This window comes from Fannyhessea vaginae DSM 15829 (assembly GCF_000159235.2).
Classification (GTDB): domain Bacteria; phylum Actinomycetota; class Coriobacteriia; order Coriobacteriales; family Atopobiaceae; genus Fannyhessea; species Fannyhessea vaginae.
On sequence record NZ_ACGK02000001.1, the window covers coordinates 666,933 to 685,408 of the forward strand.

An 18,476-nucleotide genomic window follows, 5' to 3' on the forward strand; every position below is an offset into this window, starting at 1 on the left:
ATCTTCATCAGGTGCTTTCAGCATGTATTCTCCTATAACGTTATGCGCGCAATTGCTTGAGTTTAGTGCTGCCGTGTTGCATCCAATGTCCTTTATAGTAATACAGCGCAAAGAACGCTGCGGTAGCAACCCACGAAACGGGATATCCAACCAGTATCGTTTCAAGGGTGGGATGGATTGGCATAAGAATCATAATCCATGCAACGCGAAGAATACAGGTACCAATGATAGTTATAATCATTGGACCCATGCTTTCGCCCGAACCACGTATAGTTCCCGAAAAAATATCCATAATGGTGTAAAAAATAGAAAACGGCGTATTAAACATAAGGATCATCAGCGTAATTGCAATCACCGTTTCGTCGCTTACAAATACGCGCGCAAATGGATGTGCAAATGTCATAACAATAACAGTAAAGCTACCGATGATAATCAGTGCAAGCACCATGGCAGTATAGAGCCCGCGTTGCATGCGTTTGTAATTACGCGCTCCAAAGTTTTGAGCTGCAAATGTGGTCACGGATGATCCAATTGCCTCTGAAAGCATCCAAACAAAGCACGTCATACGGCATGAAAGACCCCAAGCGGCAATTGCATGCGGTCCAAACATGTTAACGCTACTTTGTACAATAATATTAGAAAAACCAAACATAGAACCTTGTATGGCAAGTGGGAAACCACATTTAAGCATTTTAGTGGCAATGGTAGGATCAATAGTAATATCGTGAATCACTAATGCCCAACACCCATTGGTGTGTGTTAATTTATATAACGTTAAAGCGGAACCCCAAATAAGCGAAATAAGCGTTGCAAAACCACAGCCAAGCGTTCCTAGACCAAAACCTGCTACAAAGAGAATATCTAACAGGGCGTTTACAACGCAGGTTGATGCTACGATGATTGATGGAGTTTTTGTGTCGCCAACTGCACGTTGAAGCGCGCTTCCAATGTTATAAATAATAGAAAAAATCATCGACGCCATAAATATATGCACAAAGTTTAAGGTATCGCCAATAATTTCTTGAGGGGTATCCATCATTTCGAGGATGGTTTGTGCAAATATGGTTCCTATAACCGAAAAAATAATACCGCATACAACGGCAAGACCCATTGCAGTATGCACGCCATCATGGACCCGCTTATAATCTTTTGCACCAAAATATTGGCTTACGATAACACCACAGCCAACTCCTAATCCAAGAGAAAAGCTAATTACGAGGTCACAGAGGGCTCCGCACGATTGAAGTGCGGCAAATGCATTAGTCCCTGCAAATTTACCTACAACCCAAGCGTTGCATAGTAGCTGCAGCTGCTGAAAAAAGGAGCTTAAAAAAACAGGATAACATAAGGTAATAAGTTGCTTCCAGATAACACCTGTGGTTGTATCAAGAGAGCCGTTGTTAGTAAGTTTTTTATCTGATGTCTCGTGAGTTGAGCGTGGCGTGGACAAATTATCTGCAGCTACCAAGGTTTGTTCTGCCTGCAAAGAAGAAGCGTTTTTATCGTGCGTAGTGCATGCTTGTTTAGACACATCTTTTGTTTGAGGATGAGCGGATATAGTATCAGGGTTGCAGACAGACCGCGCGCTATGAATCATCGTATGCACGCGGGCAATAAAATTGAATTTACAGATATGTTTACCCATCCGATTTTGTAACCGCTTTCCTTTATTTGTTTTGATATTTTAGACATTAAACGTTCAGTATATAACCGCTGTTGGTATGTATATATCAACAGTTTGAGAATAACGTTTATATCACATAATCACGATGGCATATGCATACAAGATGTACATGTTATGGGAATAAACACTATGAAAAAGCTCCCCATGTACATGTGTTTGGTTACAAGCATCAAATACATAGAGAGCTCATTTGTTATAAATTGCTATTTTATACGTAGAATAACATGGAGTTATAGCTTGGAACAGGCCATATGCTGCTATCGCAGATGCATTCCATGCTGTCAACGGCAGCTCTGAGCGTCTTCATGCGCGGAATGATTTCGTCACGATATGCGTCATCGTGCGCCTTGGGGTCTGTAATGGCATGAGCACGTTTATTTGCCGCTTCGAGATCTTTACATGCCGCGTCAATGCTGGCGATACCATCGGTAAGAACTTGTACCGTTTGTTTAGTTGCAACGTCGGTAATGCCGATGTGCTCCTTTGTTTCAACTCCTTGTGCAAGCTTGCCAGAATATGAATACAGCGCAGGCAGATACATGGTTTTAACCATATAAACCATGGTGTTTACCTCGATATTCATAAGCTTTGCATACTGTTCTGCTTGCGCAACATAGCGAGCGCGCTGCTCTTTTGCTGTTAAAACATTAAATTTCTCAAAGAATTCTAAATTCTTGGGTTCTATCATACACGGCAGAGCATCAGGCGTAGTTTTGTTATTGGGAAGTCCACGACGCTTAGCTTCTTGTTCCCAATCGCTCGAATAACCGTTACCTTCAAAGAGAATTCTTTCGTGTGCTTTAAGAGTTTTTGTAACCCATGCCATGGCCGACTCAACAAATTTGTCAGAGCTTACATGTTCAAGGTCGTCAGCAAATTTTGAGCATTGCTCGGCAACAGCCGTATTAAGAACTACATTTGAATCAGAAAGGTTTTGTTGCGAGCCACACATACGGAATTCAAATTTATTACCCGTAAAGGCAAAGGGGCTGGTACGGTTACGGTCTGTGTTATCGCGAAGCAAGTTAGGAAGAGCCGGAACTCCTAAGTCTACTTCCTCACCGCCATGAGCGCTTACGTGTTTGCCACGGATAAGAGCTTGAACAATTGGGGAGAGCTCATCTCCTAAAAAGACCGATACAATGGCAGGTGGAGCTTCGTGGCCACCTAAACGGTGGTCGTTACCACAAGAAGCAACAGATGCACGCAAAAGATCGGCATGTTCGTCTACTGCTGCAATTAAGCAGGTAAGAAATACCAAAAATTGAAGATTTTCATCGGGTTCATCGCCGGGCTCAAGGAGGTTTTCGCCATCCGCGGCAAGTGACCAGTTGTCATGTTTACCAGAGCCATTCACATAATCGAATGGTTTTTCGTGCTCAAGGCAGGCAAGACCATGATGAGTTGCCATGAGCTTAAGTTTTTCCATAGTGAGCAGGTTGTTATCAATTGCTAATGAACCTTGCTCATAAATGGGAGCCATTTCATGCTGACATGGTGCAACCTCGTTATGTTTGGTGCGCATAGGAATGCCAAGTTTCCAAAGCTCATCATCAACTTGCTTCATAAACGCATTAACACTGGGGCGAATTGCACCAAAGTAGTGCTCTTCCAACTCTTGGCCTTTAGCTGGCTCACAGCCAAAAAGCGTTCTACCAGTAAGAATTAAATCGGGACGAGCTTTGTAATCTTGTTCGCTCACCAAGAAATATTCTTGTTCTGGCCCGCAATTAGTAACAACACGTTTTGGAGTTCTGCCAAAAAGCTTAAGAACGCGTTTTGCTTGTTGTTCTACAACAACTTCTGAACGAAGCAAAGGTGTTTTCTTATCCAATGCTTCACCTGTATACGAGATGAAAGCAGTTGGTATGCAAAGTACCTCGTCTTTAATAAAAGCAGGACTCATGGGATCCCATACGGTATATCCGCGTGCTTCAAAGGTTGCACGAAGCCCACCTGACGGAAAAGACGAGCCGTCGGTTTCGCCTTGAACCAGCTCTTTACCCGAAAATGCCATCAAAATAGTGGTATCGCCTTTAGGCGTTAAAAAGCTGTCGTGCTTTTCAGATGTTATACCAGTAAGTGGTTGAAACCAGTGTGTAAAGTGCGTCGCACCCTTTTCAAGAGCCCACTCTTTCATAGCGTGAGCAATATCATTTGCAATATCAAGATCAATGGGTTTACCTTCATCAATTACGCGACGAAGTGCTTTATAGGTTGGCTTGGGGAGCCTATCCTGCATGTCTGCATCGGTAAATACTAAGCTTCCGTATTCTTGCGACACTTTATCTTTTGCCATCGTTCACCTTTCTAAACTTTGTGTTTTTCTAGGTATACCATGCGTTAGCCTCTATGTTTTACCTGTGTATACGTTGATATACACAAGGCGCTGGCAACACAACTATTGTGAAACATGTTTTTGGTTATATTGCATGAGAATTTTATTTTACACATTCATGAAAATGAGCTGTCCTTTCGATTTATTATGTTTATAGAAATGAAATATAAACTGCACGCTTGAGTCACGTACAATAGATACATAAAGTTATAAGGAGTATCTATGAGTAACGTATTACATGCTAATTCAAACGCTGATTTAAATTCTAATTCTTCTGAAAAAAATGGCACTCAACCTGCCGAAAATACGGTTATGCAAGATCTTTCTCAGGCGTTTGACGACCATAATAAAACATCATGTGCGCCCACGTCTGCGCATACGCCTGCGTCGAAACCTAGAGAAGGCTTACCCTCGCGTTATACCAAAACGATTGCTGTTATAGATGGTAATTCCCTTATGCATCGTGCTTTTCACGCAATTATGCAGCCTATGAGTGCCCCCGATGGTCGATCAACTAATGCCTTACTTGGTTTTTTTAACATGCTCATTAAGCTTGTCCGCTCGTTTTCGCCCGATGGCATAATCTGCGCGTTTGATAAAGGAAAACCACAGGTTCGCATTGACATGTTGCCTCAATATAAAGCGCAACGTCCGCCTATGGATCCGTCTTTGCACGAGCAATTTCCTATGGTAAAAGAATTACTGCGTGCGCTTCAAATACCTGTAGTTGAACTTCAGGGTTGGGAAGGCGACGATATTCTAGGCACGCTTGCCCATCAAGGTGAACTTCAGGGTTACTCGATGCTTTTGTTTACTGGTGATCGTGATATATATCAGCTTGCAACAGAGCACGTAAGTGTGGTGTCTACTAAAAAAGGCGTATCTGACGTTCGTATTATGACGCCAGAGGATGTAGATGATCTCTATCACGGCATAACGCCAAATTTGGTTCCAGATTTTTACGGCCTTAAAGGCGATACATCAGATAATATACCTGGAGTTCCCGGCATTGGTCCTAAGCGTGCAGCTGCGTTGATTGTCGAATACGGCTCGCTTGAAGGCGTTATTGCTCATGCCGATCAAGTTAGCGGTAAAATGGGCGAAAATCTTCGTAACCATATCGATGATGCGCGTCTTTCCAAGCGCGTTGCTACCATTCGCCGCGACGCCCCTATAACAGTTGATTTGTGTGCTGCCGCGTTTCCAACCTTTGATCCAGCAGAAGTTGCACGTGCATTTTGCGCGCTTGGATTTACCAATCTTGTTCCCAAGCTTTTGAGGTTTTTGCCATCGTTGAACGGTGCGGATATAAAAGGTATTATTCATGACGCAGCAACGGCTGCCAAACGCAATTCTGCAGTGTTACCTGCGAGCGCGCAGCACACGACTATGTCCGCAGATTCGCTCACGTCGTCTGTGCAGGCGCATTCAACACAAGCTACGCCCTTGGATAGTCTGGTAGATCGCGCGCAAACAGTGCACGCTTCAGAAGAGGAACAAACGCAATCTGAAGTTAATACGTATGCACCTGATTATTCTGCTCTTTTTCCTGCATGTGTGCAAACGCAAGCACACGCATTTATCAAGCGCGTTGTCTCATGTGGTATATGGGTTGCCTGCGCTTATGAGCCTGCCTCTATGAAGAGTGCTCAGGAAAACGTACAGCCTAGTTTTGATACGCTTTTAGATACACACACCTTATGGGTTACTGATGGAACTACGCTTGCACAGTTTAGCGGTACAGATGTATCAAGCGTTTTGAAAACACTTGTGAAGTCAGGTCACGTTATAGCTCTTAACTGTAAAGCGCTTCTTCATGTTCTCTATCCGCCCGTGAGTAGCGAGCCTGCTTCTTTGGAGCTTTCAGATATTTCAACTGCCGCGTTGTTTGATGTGGGTTTGGCTGCATACTTGCTAAATTCCGATGCTAACGATTATTCCTGGCAAACTCTATGCAGTGCGTATCTTCCAACATTTGTGTATCCCGATACCACAGACGATACAGACGAACCTAATGAATATGCGCTCGAAGCAATTGCGGTGCGTGCTTTGTACCCTGTATTGCGCGAGCTGCTTCATACGGATGGCTCTGACGATTTATTCTACGAGCTTGAATTGCCACTCATTCCAGTTTTGCTTCATATGGAGCGTAACGGTATTTATTGCGATAAGCACTTGCTTGCCGAGCAATCACGTGCCCTTTCGCATGAGCTGAATGCAATGTCTTTGGAGCTTCGACGTTTAGCGCAGCAAGACTTTAACATTGATTCTCCCATGCAGCTCAGTCATGTATTATTTGACGTGTGGGGTCTTCCAACTAAAGGGCTTAAAAAAACCAGACGCGGATATTATTCAACCAATGCTCAAACGCTTGCAAGCTTAAGTATGGCCGATGAGCGCGTTCAACTCATCCTTGATTACCGCGAGCGCATGAAGATTAAGAACACCTATTTGGATGCTTTGGTACATGATATTCGCAGTGACGGGCGTATCCATTCAACGTTTAATCAGACAATTGCTGCAACTGGTAGGCTTTCAAGTTCCGATCCTAATCTTCAAAACATTCCAACGCGATCTTCATTGGGTCATCGTGTGCGTAAAGCGTTTGTCCTTCCTCGAAATCATCTGTTTTTAGCATGCGATTACTCGCAAATTGAATTGCGTTTGTTGGCGCACTTGTCCCAGGACGAGCACTTAATTCATGCATTTCAAACGGGTGCAGATTTTCATGCAGCTACTGCTGCGCGTATTTTTCATGTGTCGCCCGATGAGGTAACGCCAGCGTTGCGTAGCCGTGCTAAGGCGGTAAATTTTGGTATTGTGTACGGTCAGCAGGCATTTGGCTTGGCAACATCGCTTAAGATTTCGCGTAAAGAAGCGCAAGAAATGATTGATAGGTATTTTGAAGCATATCCAGGTGTCAGAAAGTTTTTGGATGAAAGTGTTCAGTTTGCGCGCGAGCATTCATACGTTCCAACGATGTACGGTAGAAAACGCCATATAGCTCAAATTGATTCACGTAATTTTCAGCTGCGTTCGTTTGCCGAGCGTACTGCAATGAATCATCCGATGCAGGGAAGTGCTGCAGATATTATTAAACTGGCTATGATAGAAGTTGAAAAACAGTTTGCACAGCTTGGCCTTGCGTCAAAATTGATTTTGCAAATTCACGACGAACTCGATTTTGAGGTTGTGCCCGAAGAGCTCGAACGTGTCAGTAGTGTTGTTAAGCGTGCAATGGAAGGCGTTGTTACCTTACGTGTTCCACTTATTGCAGAAATTTCGTATGCCGATAACTGGGCAGATGCAAAATAGGGGAGATTCGTGGAAAACTCAAGTTCCATAAAGGCAAAAGCTATGGACGCAGCTCGTACCAATTCCACAAAACCGCAGGTCATTATTTGGACCGATGGTTCTTCACGTGGGAATCCAGGTCCTGGCGGCTATGGTGCAGTCATGCTATTTTACGATTCCGCAGGTCGCGAACATAAACGCGAACTTTCTTGTGGTTATAGGCAAACTACCAATAACCGCATGGAGCTTCTTGCTCCCATCATCGCACTCGAAGAACTTAAATATCCCTGTAAGGTTGAATTGCACAGCGATTCGCAATACGTAATTCATGCCTTTCAGCAGCATTGGATAGATGGTTGGCAAAAGCGCGGATGGAAAACGGCTAACAAGCAGCCTGTAAAAAACGTTGATTTATGGAAACGCCTTCTACGTGCTATGCAACCTCATGAAATGAGTTTTGTGTGGGTTAAAGGACATGCAGGTACCGAGCTTAATGAGCGCTGCGACGAACTGGCAACTACGGCAGCAGATGCCGATGTATCGCTATTGCAGGTTGACGAAGGCTTTGAAGCTCTGTCGTAATTTTTATGTGATAGCACTGCTTAAAGGTGAATTTATTTTTCGCTTAAAAGGCAAGTTGAACTCTTGATGGTGTGCTTATCTATGAGCTGAAACAATTAAAACGGGCAACCGTAGCGGTTGCCCGTCTGTTTCATGTAATGTATGTTTTTAAGAAACGTGGATCTACACAAGTTACATCATTTGCGCTTGTACAGCAGTTATTGCAACTACGCCCACGATATCGTCGGCGCTGCAGCCGCGAGATAAATCGTTAACAGGAGCAGCAATTCCTTGGAGAAGCGGGCCATATGCTTCAGCTTTTGCAAAACGCTGTACCAGTTTGTATCCAATATTACCCGATGCTAAATCTGGGAAAATTAAAATATTTGCCTGACCAGCAACTTTTGAGTTGGGTGCCTTGGATTGTGCAACACTTGGAACAAGGGCTGCGTCAAGCTGCATTTCACCGTCTACTAGAAGATCTGGCTCTTTTTCTTGAGCCAGTTTTGTTGCTTCAATAACTTTTGCAGCGCAGTCTCCGCCAGCCGAGCCCTTGGTTGAGTAGCATAGCATTGCTACTTTTGCGTCGTCGTTCATAAAGCTTTTCCATGATTTTGCAGATGAAAGGGCAATTTCAGAAAGTTGATCGGCATCAGGATCAATATTGAGACCCGAGTCTGCAAACAAAACAACACCATTTTCGCCAAATTCGGGACAAGAAGTACACATCATAAAGAATGCAGATACAAGTTTGGTTCCAGGAGCGGTTTTTAAAATTTGCAAAGCTGGACGCAGGGTATTTGCGGTGGAATGACAAGCACCTGATACGAGGCCATCCGCGTCGTTACACTTAACCATCATAGTGGCAAAGTAGGTTGGATCGTCCATCTGTTTACGAGCGTTTTCTATGGTCATACCTTTATTTTTTCTGAGTTCATAAAATGCTTGCGCGTATGCTTCGTGCTTTGGTGCGCTATGCGGATCAATAACGCTGACACCGTCGAGCTTAATTTCGTCGGGATTTCCCAAAACAATAAGATCTGCAAGATTTTCGGCAACAATCTTCTGTGCGGCCTCTTGAGTACGCGGATCTTCTCCTTCGGGCAATACGATTGTTTTTTTATGAGCCTGTGCTCTTTGCTTAATAGTTTGTAAAAACGAACTCATGGTGCTCCTTTAGTATTCTTCAAGCATGTTATGCTCATATGGTGTGTAGTCTTGTTTTCCTGTGTGTATACCAGCATAAAGTAAGCCTGTGATTTTTGTGAGCAGCTTTGAGTCAACGAGCCCCAACACCTGCAATCACAAGGTGCCTCAAGTGATACACAAAGGATAAACACTACATAATGACATGCGTAAAATATGGTAAAACATTACACAAATTCATTATGTGATGCTCATTATAAAGCTCCATGTTAAAATGAAATAAGCAAATAAGAAAATTGCTGTTTCGCGTTCTTTAGACGGTTTGGTTTGCGCGCTAAGCGTTACCTGCCGTAGGTATATATGACGAATATGTTTGGTTGTTACTTTTTTAGCTACGCATGCAGATCGGTTGCATGCATTATGTACTACACGCGCGATATCTGCGCCTGTAAGATCGAAAGGATGTTAGCTTATGAATTTACAATCGGGCTTACCTCAAAATTTTAATGCGTCTTCCTATGACGTGTTAATTGTTGGAGCCGGTTTTGCAGGAGCTGTATGCGCCCGCCGTTTTGCGGAAGCTTGTGGTTGGCGTGTAGCTGTTATCGAGCGAAGAGATCATATTGCAGGTAATGCATATGATTGTAAGGACAATGCGGGTATTCTTATCCATAAATACGGCCCGCATATTTATCACACCAATTCTGAGCGTGTGGACAGCTTTTTGTCACGCTTTACCGAATGGACAGCGTACCAGCACAAAGTCCTTGCAAACGTGCACGGTAAATTTATGCCTGTACCTTTTAATCACGCGTCTCTTAAAGTTGCATTTGGTGATGTGCGCGGTGAGGAACTTTATCAAAAGCTTGTAGCAACATTTGGAAAAGATAAAAAGGTTCCCATTATGGAACTGCGTAAGCGTGGTGATGAGGATCTTCACGAAGTTGCAGACTACATCTACGAAAACGTGTTTCTGCATTATACGATGAAGCAGTGGGGCAAAACTCCTGATCAAATTGATCCGTCTGTTATGGGACGCGTGCCGGTATTTATTGGTGATGATGATCGCTACTTTCCTTTGGCGGCACATCAAGGTATGCCTGCTCAAGGCTATACTCCTTTGTTTGAGAAGATGCTCGATCACGATCTGATCAATGTGTTTGTAGATGTTGATGCTTTAGATCTTATGCATGTTTGCGATAACGAAATTTATGTTCAAGATAAGCCTTATGCAGGTGAGGTTATTTATACCGGTGCTTTAGACGAGCTGTTTAATTTGGATTTAGGTCCTTTGCCATATAGAACAGTTGATATGAAGTTTGAAACGCTTGATATGGATGAATTCCAGCCTGCAACAACCGTTAATTATACCGTGAGCGAAGACTTTACACGTATTACCGAGTTTAAGCACATGACTGGTCAAAAACTTGCAGGTAAAACAACGATTCTTAAAGAGTATCCCAAGGCATACAAACCATTGTCAGGTCAGACACCCTATTATGTAATCAACGAGCCTCAAAATATTGAACTGTATAAACGTTATCGTTCTCGCGTTGACTCTATCATTAACTTCCATGTTGTAGGGCGTTTAGCTCAGTATCGTTATTTTGATATGGATGGCGTTGTTTCATCTGCACTGGAGCTTTCTGACAAAATGATTGAGCATCGTTCGTAAACGGTGACGATTTCTGTTAGTTAGTGTATGATTTATTGTGTATGTGGTTAAGGCATATGATTAGTGTATGATCCATAAAATGCTAGGCTAGTGAGAGAGAAAGAGCTGTTATCCTATGCAAAAGACATTAAGTTTCGGTATTCCTTGTTTTAACTCTGCCGAATATATGAATCACTGTATCTCTTCTATTCTTGAAGGTTCTGATTATGCAGATGACGTTCAAGTTATTGTTGTCGACGACGGATCTACTAAAGATAACACCTTTGAAATTGCGTGCGATTGGCAAAAAAAGTACCCCAATCTTGTAAAGGCTGTTCATCAAGAAAATGGTGGCCACGGCATGGCGGTGCTTAAAGGGCTTGAGCAGGCAGATGGTGTGTATTATAAAGTAGTGGATTCTGACGACTGGCTTGACGCCGATGCATTGAAAAAGCTCTTAAACTTACTTCGTTCATTTATCACCAATAATATTCGTGTTGATTTGGTTATCAGCAATTATGTGTACGAACACGTAGAAGACGACACCTTTAACACTATAAATTATGCAGGTGTTTTACCCAAAGATCGTATTTTCTCGTGGGATGAAATTGGAAGATTTAATCTTACTCAGTACCTTCTTATGCACTCTTTGTGCTATCGTCGCGATGTTTTGCTAGACGGCGGCTTACCTATGCCTGCTCACACATTCTACGTTGATAACATTTATGCATATGTGCCACTTCCACGTTGCAAAACACTGTACTATCTTGACGTTGACTTGTATCGCTATTTTATTGGTCGCGATGATCAGTCGGTTAACGAAAAAGTATTGGCATCACGGATTGACCATCAACAACGTGTTGCCGACGTTATGATTCATGCGTATCACTTATACGATGATATTTCTTGTCAGCGTCTTCGTGCATATATGCTTGATCATCTGACTATTGTTATGGCTGTTTTGTCGGTATTTTCAAGGATTTCAGATCATCCAGACGCTATGGAAGAGTTGCAGCGCACCTGGCGTGAGTTTAAGGAGTTTGACGAGCGTATGTATCGTCATGCGCGCCATGGTTTGGTTGGAACATTTACTAATCTTCCAACGTCTGCTGGTGGAAAAGTAACGCTTGGTATATATCGTATTGCTCAAAAATTAGTTAAGTTTAACTAAAGGACATATTTGTTATCAACGCAGCTGTATATGTGGGTATACGTAACTGTTATACACATTGTACAGCTGCATTTTGCGCTTTAAGTAAGCTTGACACCAAGTTGTCGTAAACACCTTACAACGCGCGCGAGAGGCAGCCCAACCACGGTGTAATAGTCACCTTCTATATGTTCAACAAACGCGGCTCCTAATCCTTGTATTCCATAAGCTCCTGCTTTGTCGCGTGGCTCGCCCGTTTGGATGTATGCGTTTATTTCTTCGTTGCTTAGTGCATAAAACCAAACATGTGTTGTTGATATAAATGCAGTCTCTTTTCCATGGTATAGAATAGATACGGCAGTTGATACGTTGTGCATTCCGCCCGATAGTAAACGCAGTTTATAAGCTGCATCGTTATCGTCATGTGGCTTGCCTAATATCTTGCCCGTTTGCGTCCATACAATGGTATCAGCAGCAAGCACACATGTTGAGGTGTCTGTACAAGGACATGCATGTGCCTTCATATGTGCTAAACGCTGTACCAAATCAAGTGGCTGTTCGTTTGGGTATGCATGCTCGTCACAACTTGAAGGAATAATCTTTGGATATATTCCCACTTGGTTGAGGAGCTCTTTTCTACGTGGTGACGCGGACGCTAAAATCATTCAAACCTCATTAAGATAAATAACGTTAATTCCAGCTTTATTTTACGCTAAACTTTTTTACAAGAGATGACTATAATAATTTTTTGATTGTGTAGATTACTTCGTGAAAGGAAGTATATTATGGCGTCTCACCAATCAAAAAACCCTTGGAATTACAAATTGAATACAGCATGTTTGGTGCTTATTCCAGCAGCTATTGGCATTAATTATGTTGCCAAACTGTTCGCGAGCGTCTTAAAATTGCCGCTTTGGTTAGGAACGCTTGGTACTTGTATTTCGGCATGTCTTGCAGGACCTATTGTAGGTGGCATTGCGGGATTTTTAACAAACATCATTTACGGCTTAACGATTGATCCATTTTCTACGGTTTATAGTATTACCGCAGCTGCTATTGGCGTAAGCGTAGGTATTGCTGCACATCTTAAATTCCTTGATACCTGGCAACACATTCTTGTTACCAGTCTTATTGTTGCTATGATTGCCGTTATTATTTCTACGCCCCTTAATATGATTTATTGGGGTGGAACAACTGGTAATGTTTGGGGAGATGCTGTTTTTGCCGCAATGGGCTCAAAGGGCTTTTTTGCTTCATTTGTAGATGAGCTTGTGGTTGATATTCCTGATAAAATTGTTGTGTTGTTTATAGCGGTAGGAATTTATAAGGTTTTGCCCAAAGGACTTATCGCGTTATATCAGGTGCATGACGAACAATTTGATGATTAGTATGAGGTTATCTCTTGTCAAGTAGTCTACACAGTAGTCTATGCTTTACGCCTTGCTTGGAATAGGACGTTATGAAAAGTATTAGTCTATTTGAGGATAAACACTCGTTTCTTAATAGCTTATGTCCTAAGACGAAGCTTGCGTATGTAGCGTGCGCATTGGGCGTACCTTTTTTGGTTGGAGGTATGCCCATGTACCTGCTCTTTATTATTGCAAGTCTTATTTTGCTTGCAACATCGCACGTGTTGAATAAAACCAAAATTGTTATCAAAGTTACCGGCTTTATAATTCTAACCATTTTTATTGTTCAAACTTTTTTTCGATCGGGCGATTATACCGTGTTGTTTACGCTTGGTCCTTTGGTTGCGCGTAAAGAAGGATTTGAATTTGCACTGGGTATTGTACTGAATATTTTTAATATATCCTGCGCATTTTGTGTTCTTACGCTTACTACTAAACCTTCTGACATGATGCAAGAGCTGGTTAAAGCAGGTCTGTCACCAAAACTTGGATACGTTTTTGTGTCACTCTTTCAGATAATTCCGCAGATGACCGAGCGAACATCTACGATTATTGATGCACAACGCAGTCGCGGCCTTCAAACGCAAGGATCGCTCGTCACCAGATTTAAGGCGTTTATTCCGCTCTTAACACCTATTATCATATCGTCTTTTATGGGTACTGGCGAGCGCACCATAGCGTTAGAAGTGCGCGGTTTTTCGTGTCCAAACAAAAAGACCTTTATCAGTCCATTTGTGCCTCATGCATATGATAGGTTTTGTTTAGGTACATGCATTCTTTTGCTGGTTGCGGCAGCTGTATATGCGCTTTTACACAGTATGGGGTATGTAGTATGGTAGCTATTCGTATTCAACATCTAAAATATCGCTATCCTTATACAAAAACGCCAGCACTTAATGACATTTCTTGTGAGATTAATCGTGGTGAATTTATTGGCGTTATTGGTGCTAATGACGCAGGTAAATCCACGTTTTCTCAGGCACTTTTAGGTTTGGTTCCTAATTTGTATCATGGTGCTTATGCTGGTTCGGTTGAAGTTGAAGGCTTAGATGTTCAAACTACGCCCATTGATGTGTTATGCAAAAAAGTGGGTTTGGTTTTTCAAAATCCATTTAATCAAATTACAGGCTCAAAACTAAGTGTTTATGAGGAAATTGCCTTTGGATTAGAAAACATGGGAGTGCCTCTGGAACAAATGCGGCACCGTGTTGAACATGTGATGGACTTGCTTGATATTTCCTCGCTTGCTAATCGGTATCCTTATGATCTGTCTGGTGGTCAAATGCAACGCATGGCTTTGGCAGGCGTTTTAGTTATGCAGCCTAACATCATTGTGCTTGACGAGCCAACGTCTCAGCTTGATCCAAAAGGTTCCGAAGAAGTATTTAAGGCGGTTGAAGCGCTCAAAGCTCAAGGTAAAACCATTATTATGGTTGAGCATGCCATAGAAAAAATTGCACAGTATAGCGATCGTGTTATGCTCTTTCACGCGGGTAACCTTATTGCATTTGATTCTCCACGTAAAATTTTTTCGCGCGACGATCTTTCCCAGTATGGTGTAGAGGCACCTGTCTACACTCAGATTTGCAAGCAGCTTTCATTGTGCGAATCGGACGGTTTGTATCCCGTAACATTTGAGCGCGCATATCAGCTTCTGCAACGCAATCAAAAGGGGAATACGCAATGAACCAAAATATAGCAGATAATGCGCAAGCACAGCCCGTGCTTGAAATGCGTGATGTTTCGTTTTCACACGTTGCAAAACAAGAAGTGTGCAAGCATTTACACCTATCATTTGTGCCAGGTGCGTGTGCGCTTATTGGTCAAAATGGCGCTGGTAAAACAACTATTCTTAAGTTGCTGCGCGGACTTTTGGTTCCCCAATCAGGAAGCGTTTGTTATAAAGGCAAAGACATTTCACAACGTAGCGTTGCTCAACTAGCAGGAGATATTGGTTTTGTCTTTCAAAATCCTGATGATCAAATCTTTGAATCAAGCGTCTTGCGCGAAGTTATGTTTGGGCTTATGCGTTTGGGTATCTCTGAGGCTTCTGCACAAACGCAAGCGCGGAAAAGCTTAGAGCTTGTAGGGCTTGCTGATAAAGCTGATGTTAATCCGTATGATTTAGGGCTTTGTGCGCGAAAACTTGTGTGTTTGGCTTCTATTTTAGCCATGGATCCATCGGTTGTTCTTTTAGATGAGCCAACAATTGCGCAGGATAGTAATGGTAAAAAGATTCTTGCATCAATTATTAAGCAGCTCGTTTTGCAAAATAAAACTGTTATAGCGGTTCTTCACGACATGAATTTTGTTGCACAGGTGTTTGATCGCGTGGTAGTTATAGACGATGGTCACCCCATTTTTGATGGTTCGCCGCGTGATGTTTTCTCGCGTAAAGACGTGCTTTCTCAGGCAAGCCTTGATCAGCCGCCTGTTGTTAAGTTGTGCGAAGCACTTGGTTATTCAAAAACACTGCTTACTGCAGATGAATTTATAGCGCATTATCGCTCAACCTTTTGATTTTAAGTCAATAAACCCCCAAACGCACGTGTGTTCGTTTGGGGGTACTTGGTATGTTTGTGTTGTTACACAATAGGGGAGATGCCACTAAAGTGCAGATAAAGTGATGCAATCGCTAAAACAATAACAGCTAATACAATAATTGCATCTTTAAGTCCGCAAAAGGCACGTTTGTGGTATTGATGTGCTCCCATGAGATAAAGCAAAATTCCAGGTGCAAATAATACCGTGGTAATCATTATGCCTTTCCAGCCACATGTCCATACTAAGAAAAGCGTATATATGAAAGAAGCCGTACCAAAGAAACGTGCAATTGATAGTCGAGGAGCATGTTTTTTGTTAAAGCCTTCCTTTTTCCAGCTTACTATCATGTAAAACGCTGCCGAGCATACATAAGGAATGAGAATGGTGCTCACAGCGCAGGCATAGAAGAATTGGTATGTGCCTTCCGACAGAAATGCAATGAGCAAAAACAATTGCATAACCGCAGCGCTCACCAATATAGTTACCACGGGCGCATTGTTTTTGTTGGTACGTGCAAAACACTTAGGAAACGTTTGTCGCTTTGCTGCCTCAAATGGCGTTTCTGCACAGATGATGACATATCCTAAAAGCGCTCCAGCAAGTGAAAGACATACACCCAAATTTACGATAGCCGCGCCAATGGGACCAATTGCAATTTCTAAAACTCCTGCCATTGACGGGGTTGCAAGGTGAGCCATTTCTTCGCGCGGTACAATACCCATGCTTAAGAGCGAAATTAAGAAATATAAAACAAATACGCTGATAAAACCTAGTGAAGTTGCTCTGCCAACGTCTTTTACAAATTTAGCATGGCCCGAGATAACAACTGCAGTTTCGATACCAGTAAAAATCCAAACGAGTGAAATCATCGTTGATATGATTTGATCGGTGAGATTTGCGCCACCAGGTTCGCCCATAAAATTGCTAAAAAAGATATCGGGATTAAACTTGTTAAACATCAAAATGCTCACCACAAATAGTGCAAGCGGAACAACTTTTGCAATGGTGACTACAATGTTAATGCCAGCTGCCTCTTTAACGCCACGTGTGACAACATATGCTAAAACCCAGATAACAACGGATGCACAGATTACGGATAATAAATTGTTCCCATTGCCAAAGACAGGAAAGAAATATCCAAGGGCACCAAAAAACATAATTGCAAAGCTGACGTTAGATAAACATCCGCTAATCCAATATCCATATGCAGAGTTAAAGCCAACATAGTCGCCAAAGCCAGCTGCTGCGTACGCATAGATACCACCAGTTAGATCGGGACGAAGTTGCGAGAGACCTTGGAATGCTTTCATCAAACAAAAAACACCCACAAAGCAAATTGCCCAACCTATAATGACCGCTGCGGTATGAGCGCCACCTGCTGCTAAGTCACCCATAAGAGAAAATATACCAGCGCAGATGGTAGAAGTAATAACCATCATGGTTAGACGAAAAAGACCCATTCCACCAGGATCAATTATGTCTTCGTTAGTGGTTTGCATGGCATGGTTTGCTAAAGCATGATGTCCAGCACCAGAAGAAGTATGAGAGCCCGAAGCATGTTTATTCATAAGACAACTCCCAAATTGATTGAAGTATACAGCCGCTTTGTGCACTAGCGCAGCAGAACGCTGCAGCGATAACGCCTTGCACGCGCAAAAAGATGTCTGAGCGGCTGTAACTGATGTTTAGACTTTAGAAACGCAAAGACAGACAAGAAAGTCCGCCATCGAGTTTTCTATATTCAGAAGTGTCTACAACAATAGTTTTATATCCAGCATCTTGTACAGCTTTTAGAACGTTTGGATATCCTTCTGGAACAATTACGGTTCCATTCATCCAAATACAGTTTGCTGCATACGCTTCGTTTTCTGGAATTTGAATACGGTTATAATCTTTAAAATCTTCTTTATCCACAAACTCGCCCGAAACAAGCATATTGTTGTCTTCAAGGTAATTAACGCCTGTTTTAAGGTGCAAAACGTGCTCAAGTGGAACTTCTGATCCACTTAGACCCCATGAATTAAGAATTTGAATAAATTGGCGAATTCCTTCTTCATTGGTACGAGCAGATTTTCCAACGTAAAAATGATCGCCAACCATCATGACGTCTCCGCCGTCGATAGTTCCAGGAGCTTGGATGTGTTTGATATGGTCGTCATCAAAGAAACGTTTAAGAACGGGTTCAATTTCGTTTTTCTCGCCATTACGACTTGGAGCACCTGGGTTGGTAACAATTGCACCTTTTGAGGTAATAACACAAGGATCTTCTACAAAGCATGAGTCGGGATATTCTTCAAGAGCTGGAAGAACGGTTACATCAACGCCGCATTTTAAAAGCGCGTCAATGTAATTAGTGTGCTGAGCCATTGCAAGCTCCCAGTTTGGTTTTCCAAGTTCAGGAGCACTAGTAATGCCATCTACCATAGATTTTGCAGGACGACGAACAATAACATGTGTGAACTTAGCCATAACGTATCCTTTCTCATAAAGTTGTTGGCATGTTTTACTCGCTACGCTTGAGATGCAAATGTGCATACAAAGCGTCACGATATTTAACGCGATTATAAAGTGAGGGTAAAAATGTTCGCAAGAAAAATTAGGCGAAAATTTTGCGAACGGTTAGACGAAGCTTGGCAAGGTAACGATGAAGGATATTTTGGTTGCTATGGGGATTTAGTATTGTTGAAATGTCGCTT

At 42.5% G+C, this 18,476-nt stretch carries 14 protein-coding genes; 8 read left to right on the forward strand and 6 right to left on the reverse strand.

Going from position 1 to position 18,476, the window contains the following annotated elements; genetic code table 11:
• Positions 1 to 40: 40 nt before the first annotated feature.
• On the reverse strand, positions 41 to 1,645 hold the full coding sequence (locus tag HMPREF0091_RS02935) for an MATE family efflux transporter (RefSeq protein ID WP_006302770.1): 1,605 nt from the start codon (positions 1,643 to 1,645) through the stop codon (positions 41 to 43).
• Positions 1,646 to 1,892: 247 nt separating this feature from the next.
• Positions 1,893 to 3,983 (reverse strand): glutamine synthetase III family protein, encoded by a 2,091-nt coding sequence (locus HMPREF0091_RS02940; RefSeq protein WP_006302771.1) that lies wholly within the window; start codon positions 3,981 to 3,983, stop codon positions 1,893 to 1,895.
• 261 nt (positions 3,984 to 4,244) lie between these two features.
• On the opposite strand from HMPREF0091_RS02940, the gene polA reads away from it, so the two are divergent.
• Both polA and rnhA read left to right on the forward strand, forming a co-directional pair.
• Positions 4,245 to 7,337 carry a DNA polymerase I gene (gene polA, locus HMPREF0091_RS02945; RefSeq protein WP_006302772.1) on the forward strand — a complete coding sequence of 1,031 codons (3,093 nt, stop codon included), beginning with the start codon at positions 4,245 to 4,247 and terminating at the stop codon, positions 7,335 to 7,337.
• 42 nt (positions 7,338 to 7,379) lie between these two features.
• Positions 7,380 to 7,898: a ribonuclease HI gene (rnhA, locus tag HMPREF0091_RS02950; RefSeq protein ID WP_010241741.1), complete on the forward strand. Its 519-nt coding sequence runs from the start codon at positions 7,380 to 7,382 to the stop codon at positions 7,896 to 7,898.
• Positions 7,899 to 8,069: 171 nt separating this feature from the next.
• Here the strand turns inward: rnhA and pta are convergent, their stop codons facing one another.
• Complete coding sequence (gene pta, locus HMPREF0091_RS02955) at positions 8,070 to 9,044, reverse strand: phosphate acetyltransferase (RefSeq protein ID WP_006302774.1); 975 nt, start codon at positions 9,042 to 9,044, stop codon at positions 8,070 to 8,072.
• A 451-nt stretch (positions 9,045 to 9,495) separates the two neighbouring features.
• On the opposite strand from pta, the gene glf reads away from it, so the two are divergent.
• Together glf and HMPREF0091_RS02965 are read left to right on the forward strand one after the other, a co-directional pair.
• Entirely contained in the window at positions 9,496 to 10,698 is a 1,203-nt protein-coding gene (gene glf / locus HMPREF0091_RS02960) for a UDP-galactopyranose mutase (RefSeq protein ID WP_006302776.1), read from the forward strand.
• Between the two features lie 115 nt (positions 10,699 to 10,813).
• Positions 10,814 to 11,848 carry a glycosyltransferase family 2 protein gene (locus HMPREF0091_RS02965; RefSeq protein ID WP_006302777.1) on the forward strand — a complete coding sequence of 345 codons (1,035 nt, stop codon included), beginning with the start codon at positions 10,814 to 10,816 and terminating at the stop codon, positions 11,846 to 11,848.
• Between the two features lie 80 nt (positions 11,849 to 11,928).
• Here the strand turns inward: HMPREF0091_RS02965 and HMPREF0091_RS02970 are convergent, their stop codons facing one another.
• Positions 11,929 to 12,492: a Maf family protein gene (locus HMPREF0091_RS02970; RefSeq protein WP_006302778.1), complete on the reverse strand. Its 564-nt coding sequence runs from the start codon at positions 12,490 to 12,492 to the stop codon at positions 11,929 to 11,931.
• 120 nt (positions 12,493 to 12,612) lie between these two features.
• Here HMPREF0091_RS02970 and HMPREF0091_RS02975 point away from each other — a divergent pair, with 120 nt between their 5' ends.
• The 4 genes from HMPREF0091_RS02975 to HMPREF0091_RS02990 all read left to right on the forward strand — a co-directional run bounded on the left by HMPREF0091_RS02975 (position 12,613) and on the right by HMPREF0091_RS02990 (position 15,756).
• Entirely contained in the window at positions 12,613 to 13,215 is a 603-nt protein-coding gene (locus HMPREF0091_RS02975; RefSeq protein WP_006302779.1) for an ECF transporter S component, read from the forward strand.
• A gap of 71 nt (positions 13,216 to 13,286) precedes the next feature.
• Positions 13,287 to 14,075, forward strand: a complete 789-nt coding sequence (locus HMPREF0091_RS02980; protein ID WP_006302780.1) for an energy-coupling factor transporter transmembrane component T family protein — start codon at positions 13,287 to 13,289, stop codon at positions 14,073 to 14,075.
• The gene (locus HMPREF0091_RS02985) at positions 14,069 to 14,923 is read left to right on the forward strand and encodes an energy-coupling factor ABC transporter ATP-binding protein (protein ID WP_006302781.1); all 855 of its coding nucleotides are present in this window, start codon (positions 14,069 to 14,071) and stop codon (positions 14,921 to 14,923) included. The genes HMPREF0091_RS02980 and HMPREF0091_RS02985 overlap by 7 nt, the downstream gene beginning before the upstream one ends.
• Positions 14,920 to 15,756: an energy-coupling factor ABC transporter ATP-binding protein gene (locus HMPREF0091_RS02990; protein WP_006302782.1), complete on the forward strand. Its 837-nt coding sequence runs from the start codon at positions 14,920 to 14,922 to the stop codon at positions 15,754 to 15,756. Before HMPREF0091_RS02985 ends, HMPREF0091_RS02990 begins: the two co-directional genes overlap by 4 nt.
• A 65-nt stretch (positions 15,757 to 15,821) precedes the next feature.
• Here the strand turns inward: HMPREF0091_RS02990 and HMPREF0091_RS02995 are convergent, their stop codons facing one another.
• The gene (locus HMPREF0091_RS02995; protein WP_006302783.1) at positions 15,822 to 17,348 is read right to left on the reverse strand and encodes a basic amino acid/polyamine antiporter; all 1,527 of its coding nucleotides are present in this window, start codon (positions 17,346 to 17,348) and stop codon (positions 15,822 to 15,824) included.
• A gap of 124 nt (positions 17,349 to 17,472) precedes the next feature.
• Complete coding sequence (locus HMPREF0091_RS03000; RefSeq protein WP_010241748.1) at positions 17,473 to 18,249, reverse strand: dimethylarginine dimethylaminohydrolase family protein; 777 nt, start codon at positions 18,247 to 18,249, stop codon at positions 17,473 to 17,475.
• Positions 18,250 to 18,476 lie beyond the last annotated feature (227 nt).

What these genes read in the sequence shown, in the direction of transcription:
- HMPREF0091_RS02935 (WP_006302770.1), bottom strand. Translation starts at nt 1,645, where the DNA reads ATGGGTAAACATATCTGTAAATTCAATTTTATTGCCCGCGTGCATACG.
- HMPREF0091_RS02940 (WP_006302771.1), bottom strand. Translation starts at nt 3,983, where the DNA reads ATGGCAAAAGATAAAGTGTCGCAAGAATACGGAAGCTTAGTATTTACC.
- polA (WP_006302772.1), top strand. Translation starts at nt 4,245, where the DNA reads ATGAGTAACGTATTACATGCTAATTCAAACGCTGATTTAAATTCTAAT.
- rnhA (WP_010241741.1), top strand. Translation starts at nt 7,380, where the DNA reads ATGGACGCAGCTCGTACCAATTCCACAAAACCGCAGGTCATTATTTGG.
- pta (WP_006302774.1), bottom strand. Translation starts at nt 9,044, where the DNA reads ATGAGTTCGTTTTTACAAACTATTAAGCAAAGAGCACAGGCTCATAAA.
- glf (WP_006302776.1), top strand. Translation starts at nt 9,496, where the DNA reads ATGAATTTACAATCGGGCTTACCTCAAAATTTTAATGCGTCTTCCTAT.
- HMPREF0091_RS02965 (WP_006302777.1), top strand. Translation starts at nt 10,814, where the DNA reads ATGCAAAAGACATTAAGTTTCGGTATTCCTTGTTTTAACTCTGCCGAA.
- HMPREF0091_RS02970 (WP_006302778.1), bottom strand. Translation starts at nt 12,492, where the DNA reads ATGATTTTAGCGTCCGCGTCACCACGTAGAAAAGAGCTCCTCAACCAA.
- HMPREF0091_RS02975 (WP_006302779.1), top strand. Translation starts at nt 12,613, where the DNA reads ATGGCGTCTCACCAATCAAAAAACCCTTGGAATTACAAATTGAATACA.
- HMPREF0091_RS02980 (WP_006302780.1), top strand. Translation starts at nt 13,287, where the DNA reads ATGAAAAGTATTAGTCTATTTGAGGATAAACACTCGTTTCTTAATAGC.
- HMPREF0091_RS02985 (WP_006302781.1), top strand. Translation starts at nt 14,069, where the DNA reads ATGGTAGCTATTCGTATTCAACATCTAAAATATCGCTATCCTTATACA.
- HMPREF0091_RS02990 (WP_006302782.1), top strand. Translation starts at nt 14,920, where the DNA reads ATGAACCAAAATATAGCAGATAATGCGCAAGCACAGCCCGTGCTTGAA.
- HMPREF0091_RS02995 (WP_006302783.1), bottom strand. Translation starts at nt 17,348, where the DNA reads ATGAATAAACATGCTTCGGGCTCTCATACTTCTTCTGGTGCTGGACAT.
- HMPREF0091_RS03000 (WP_010241748.1), bottom strand. Translation starts at nt 18,249, where the DNA reads ATGGCTAAGTTCACACATGTTATTGTTCGTCGTCCTGCAAAATCTATG.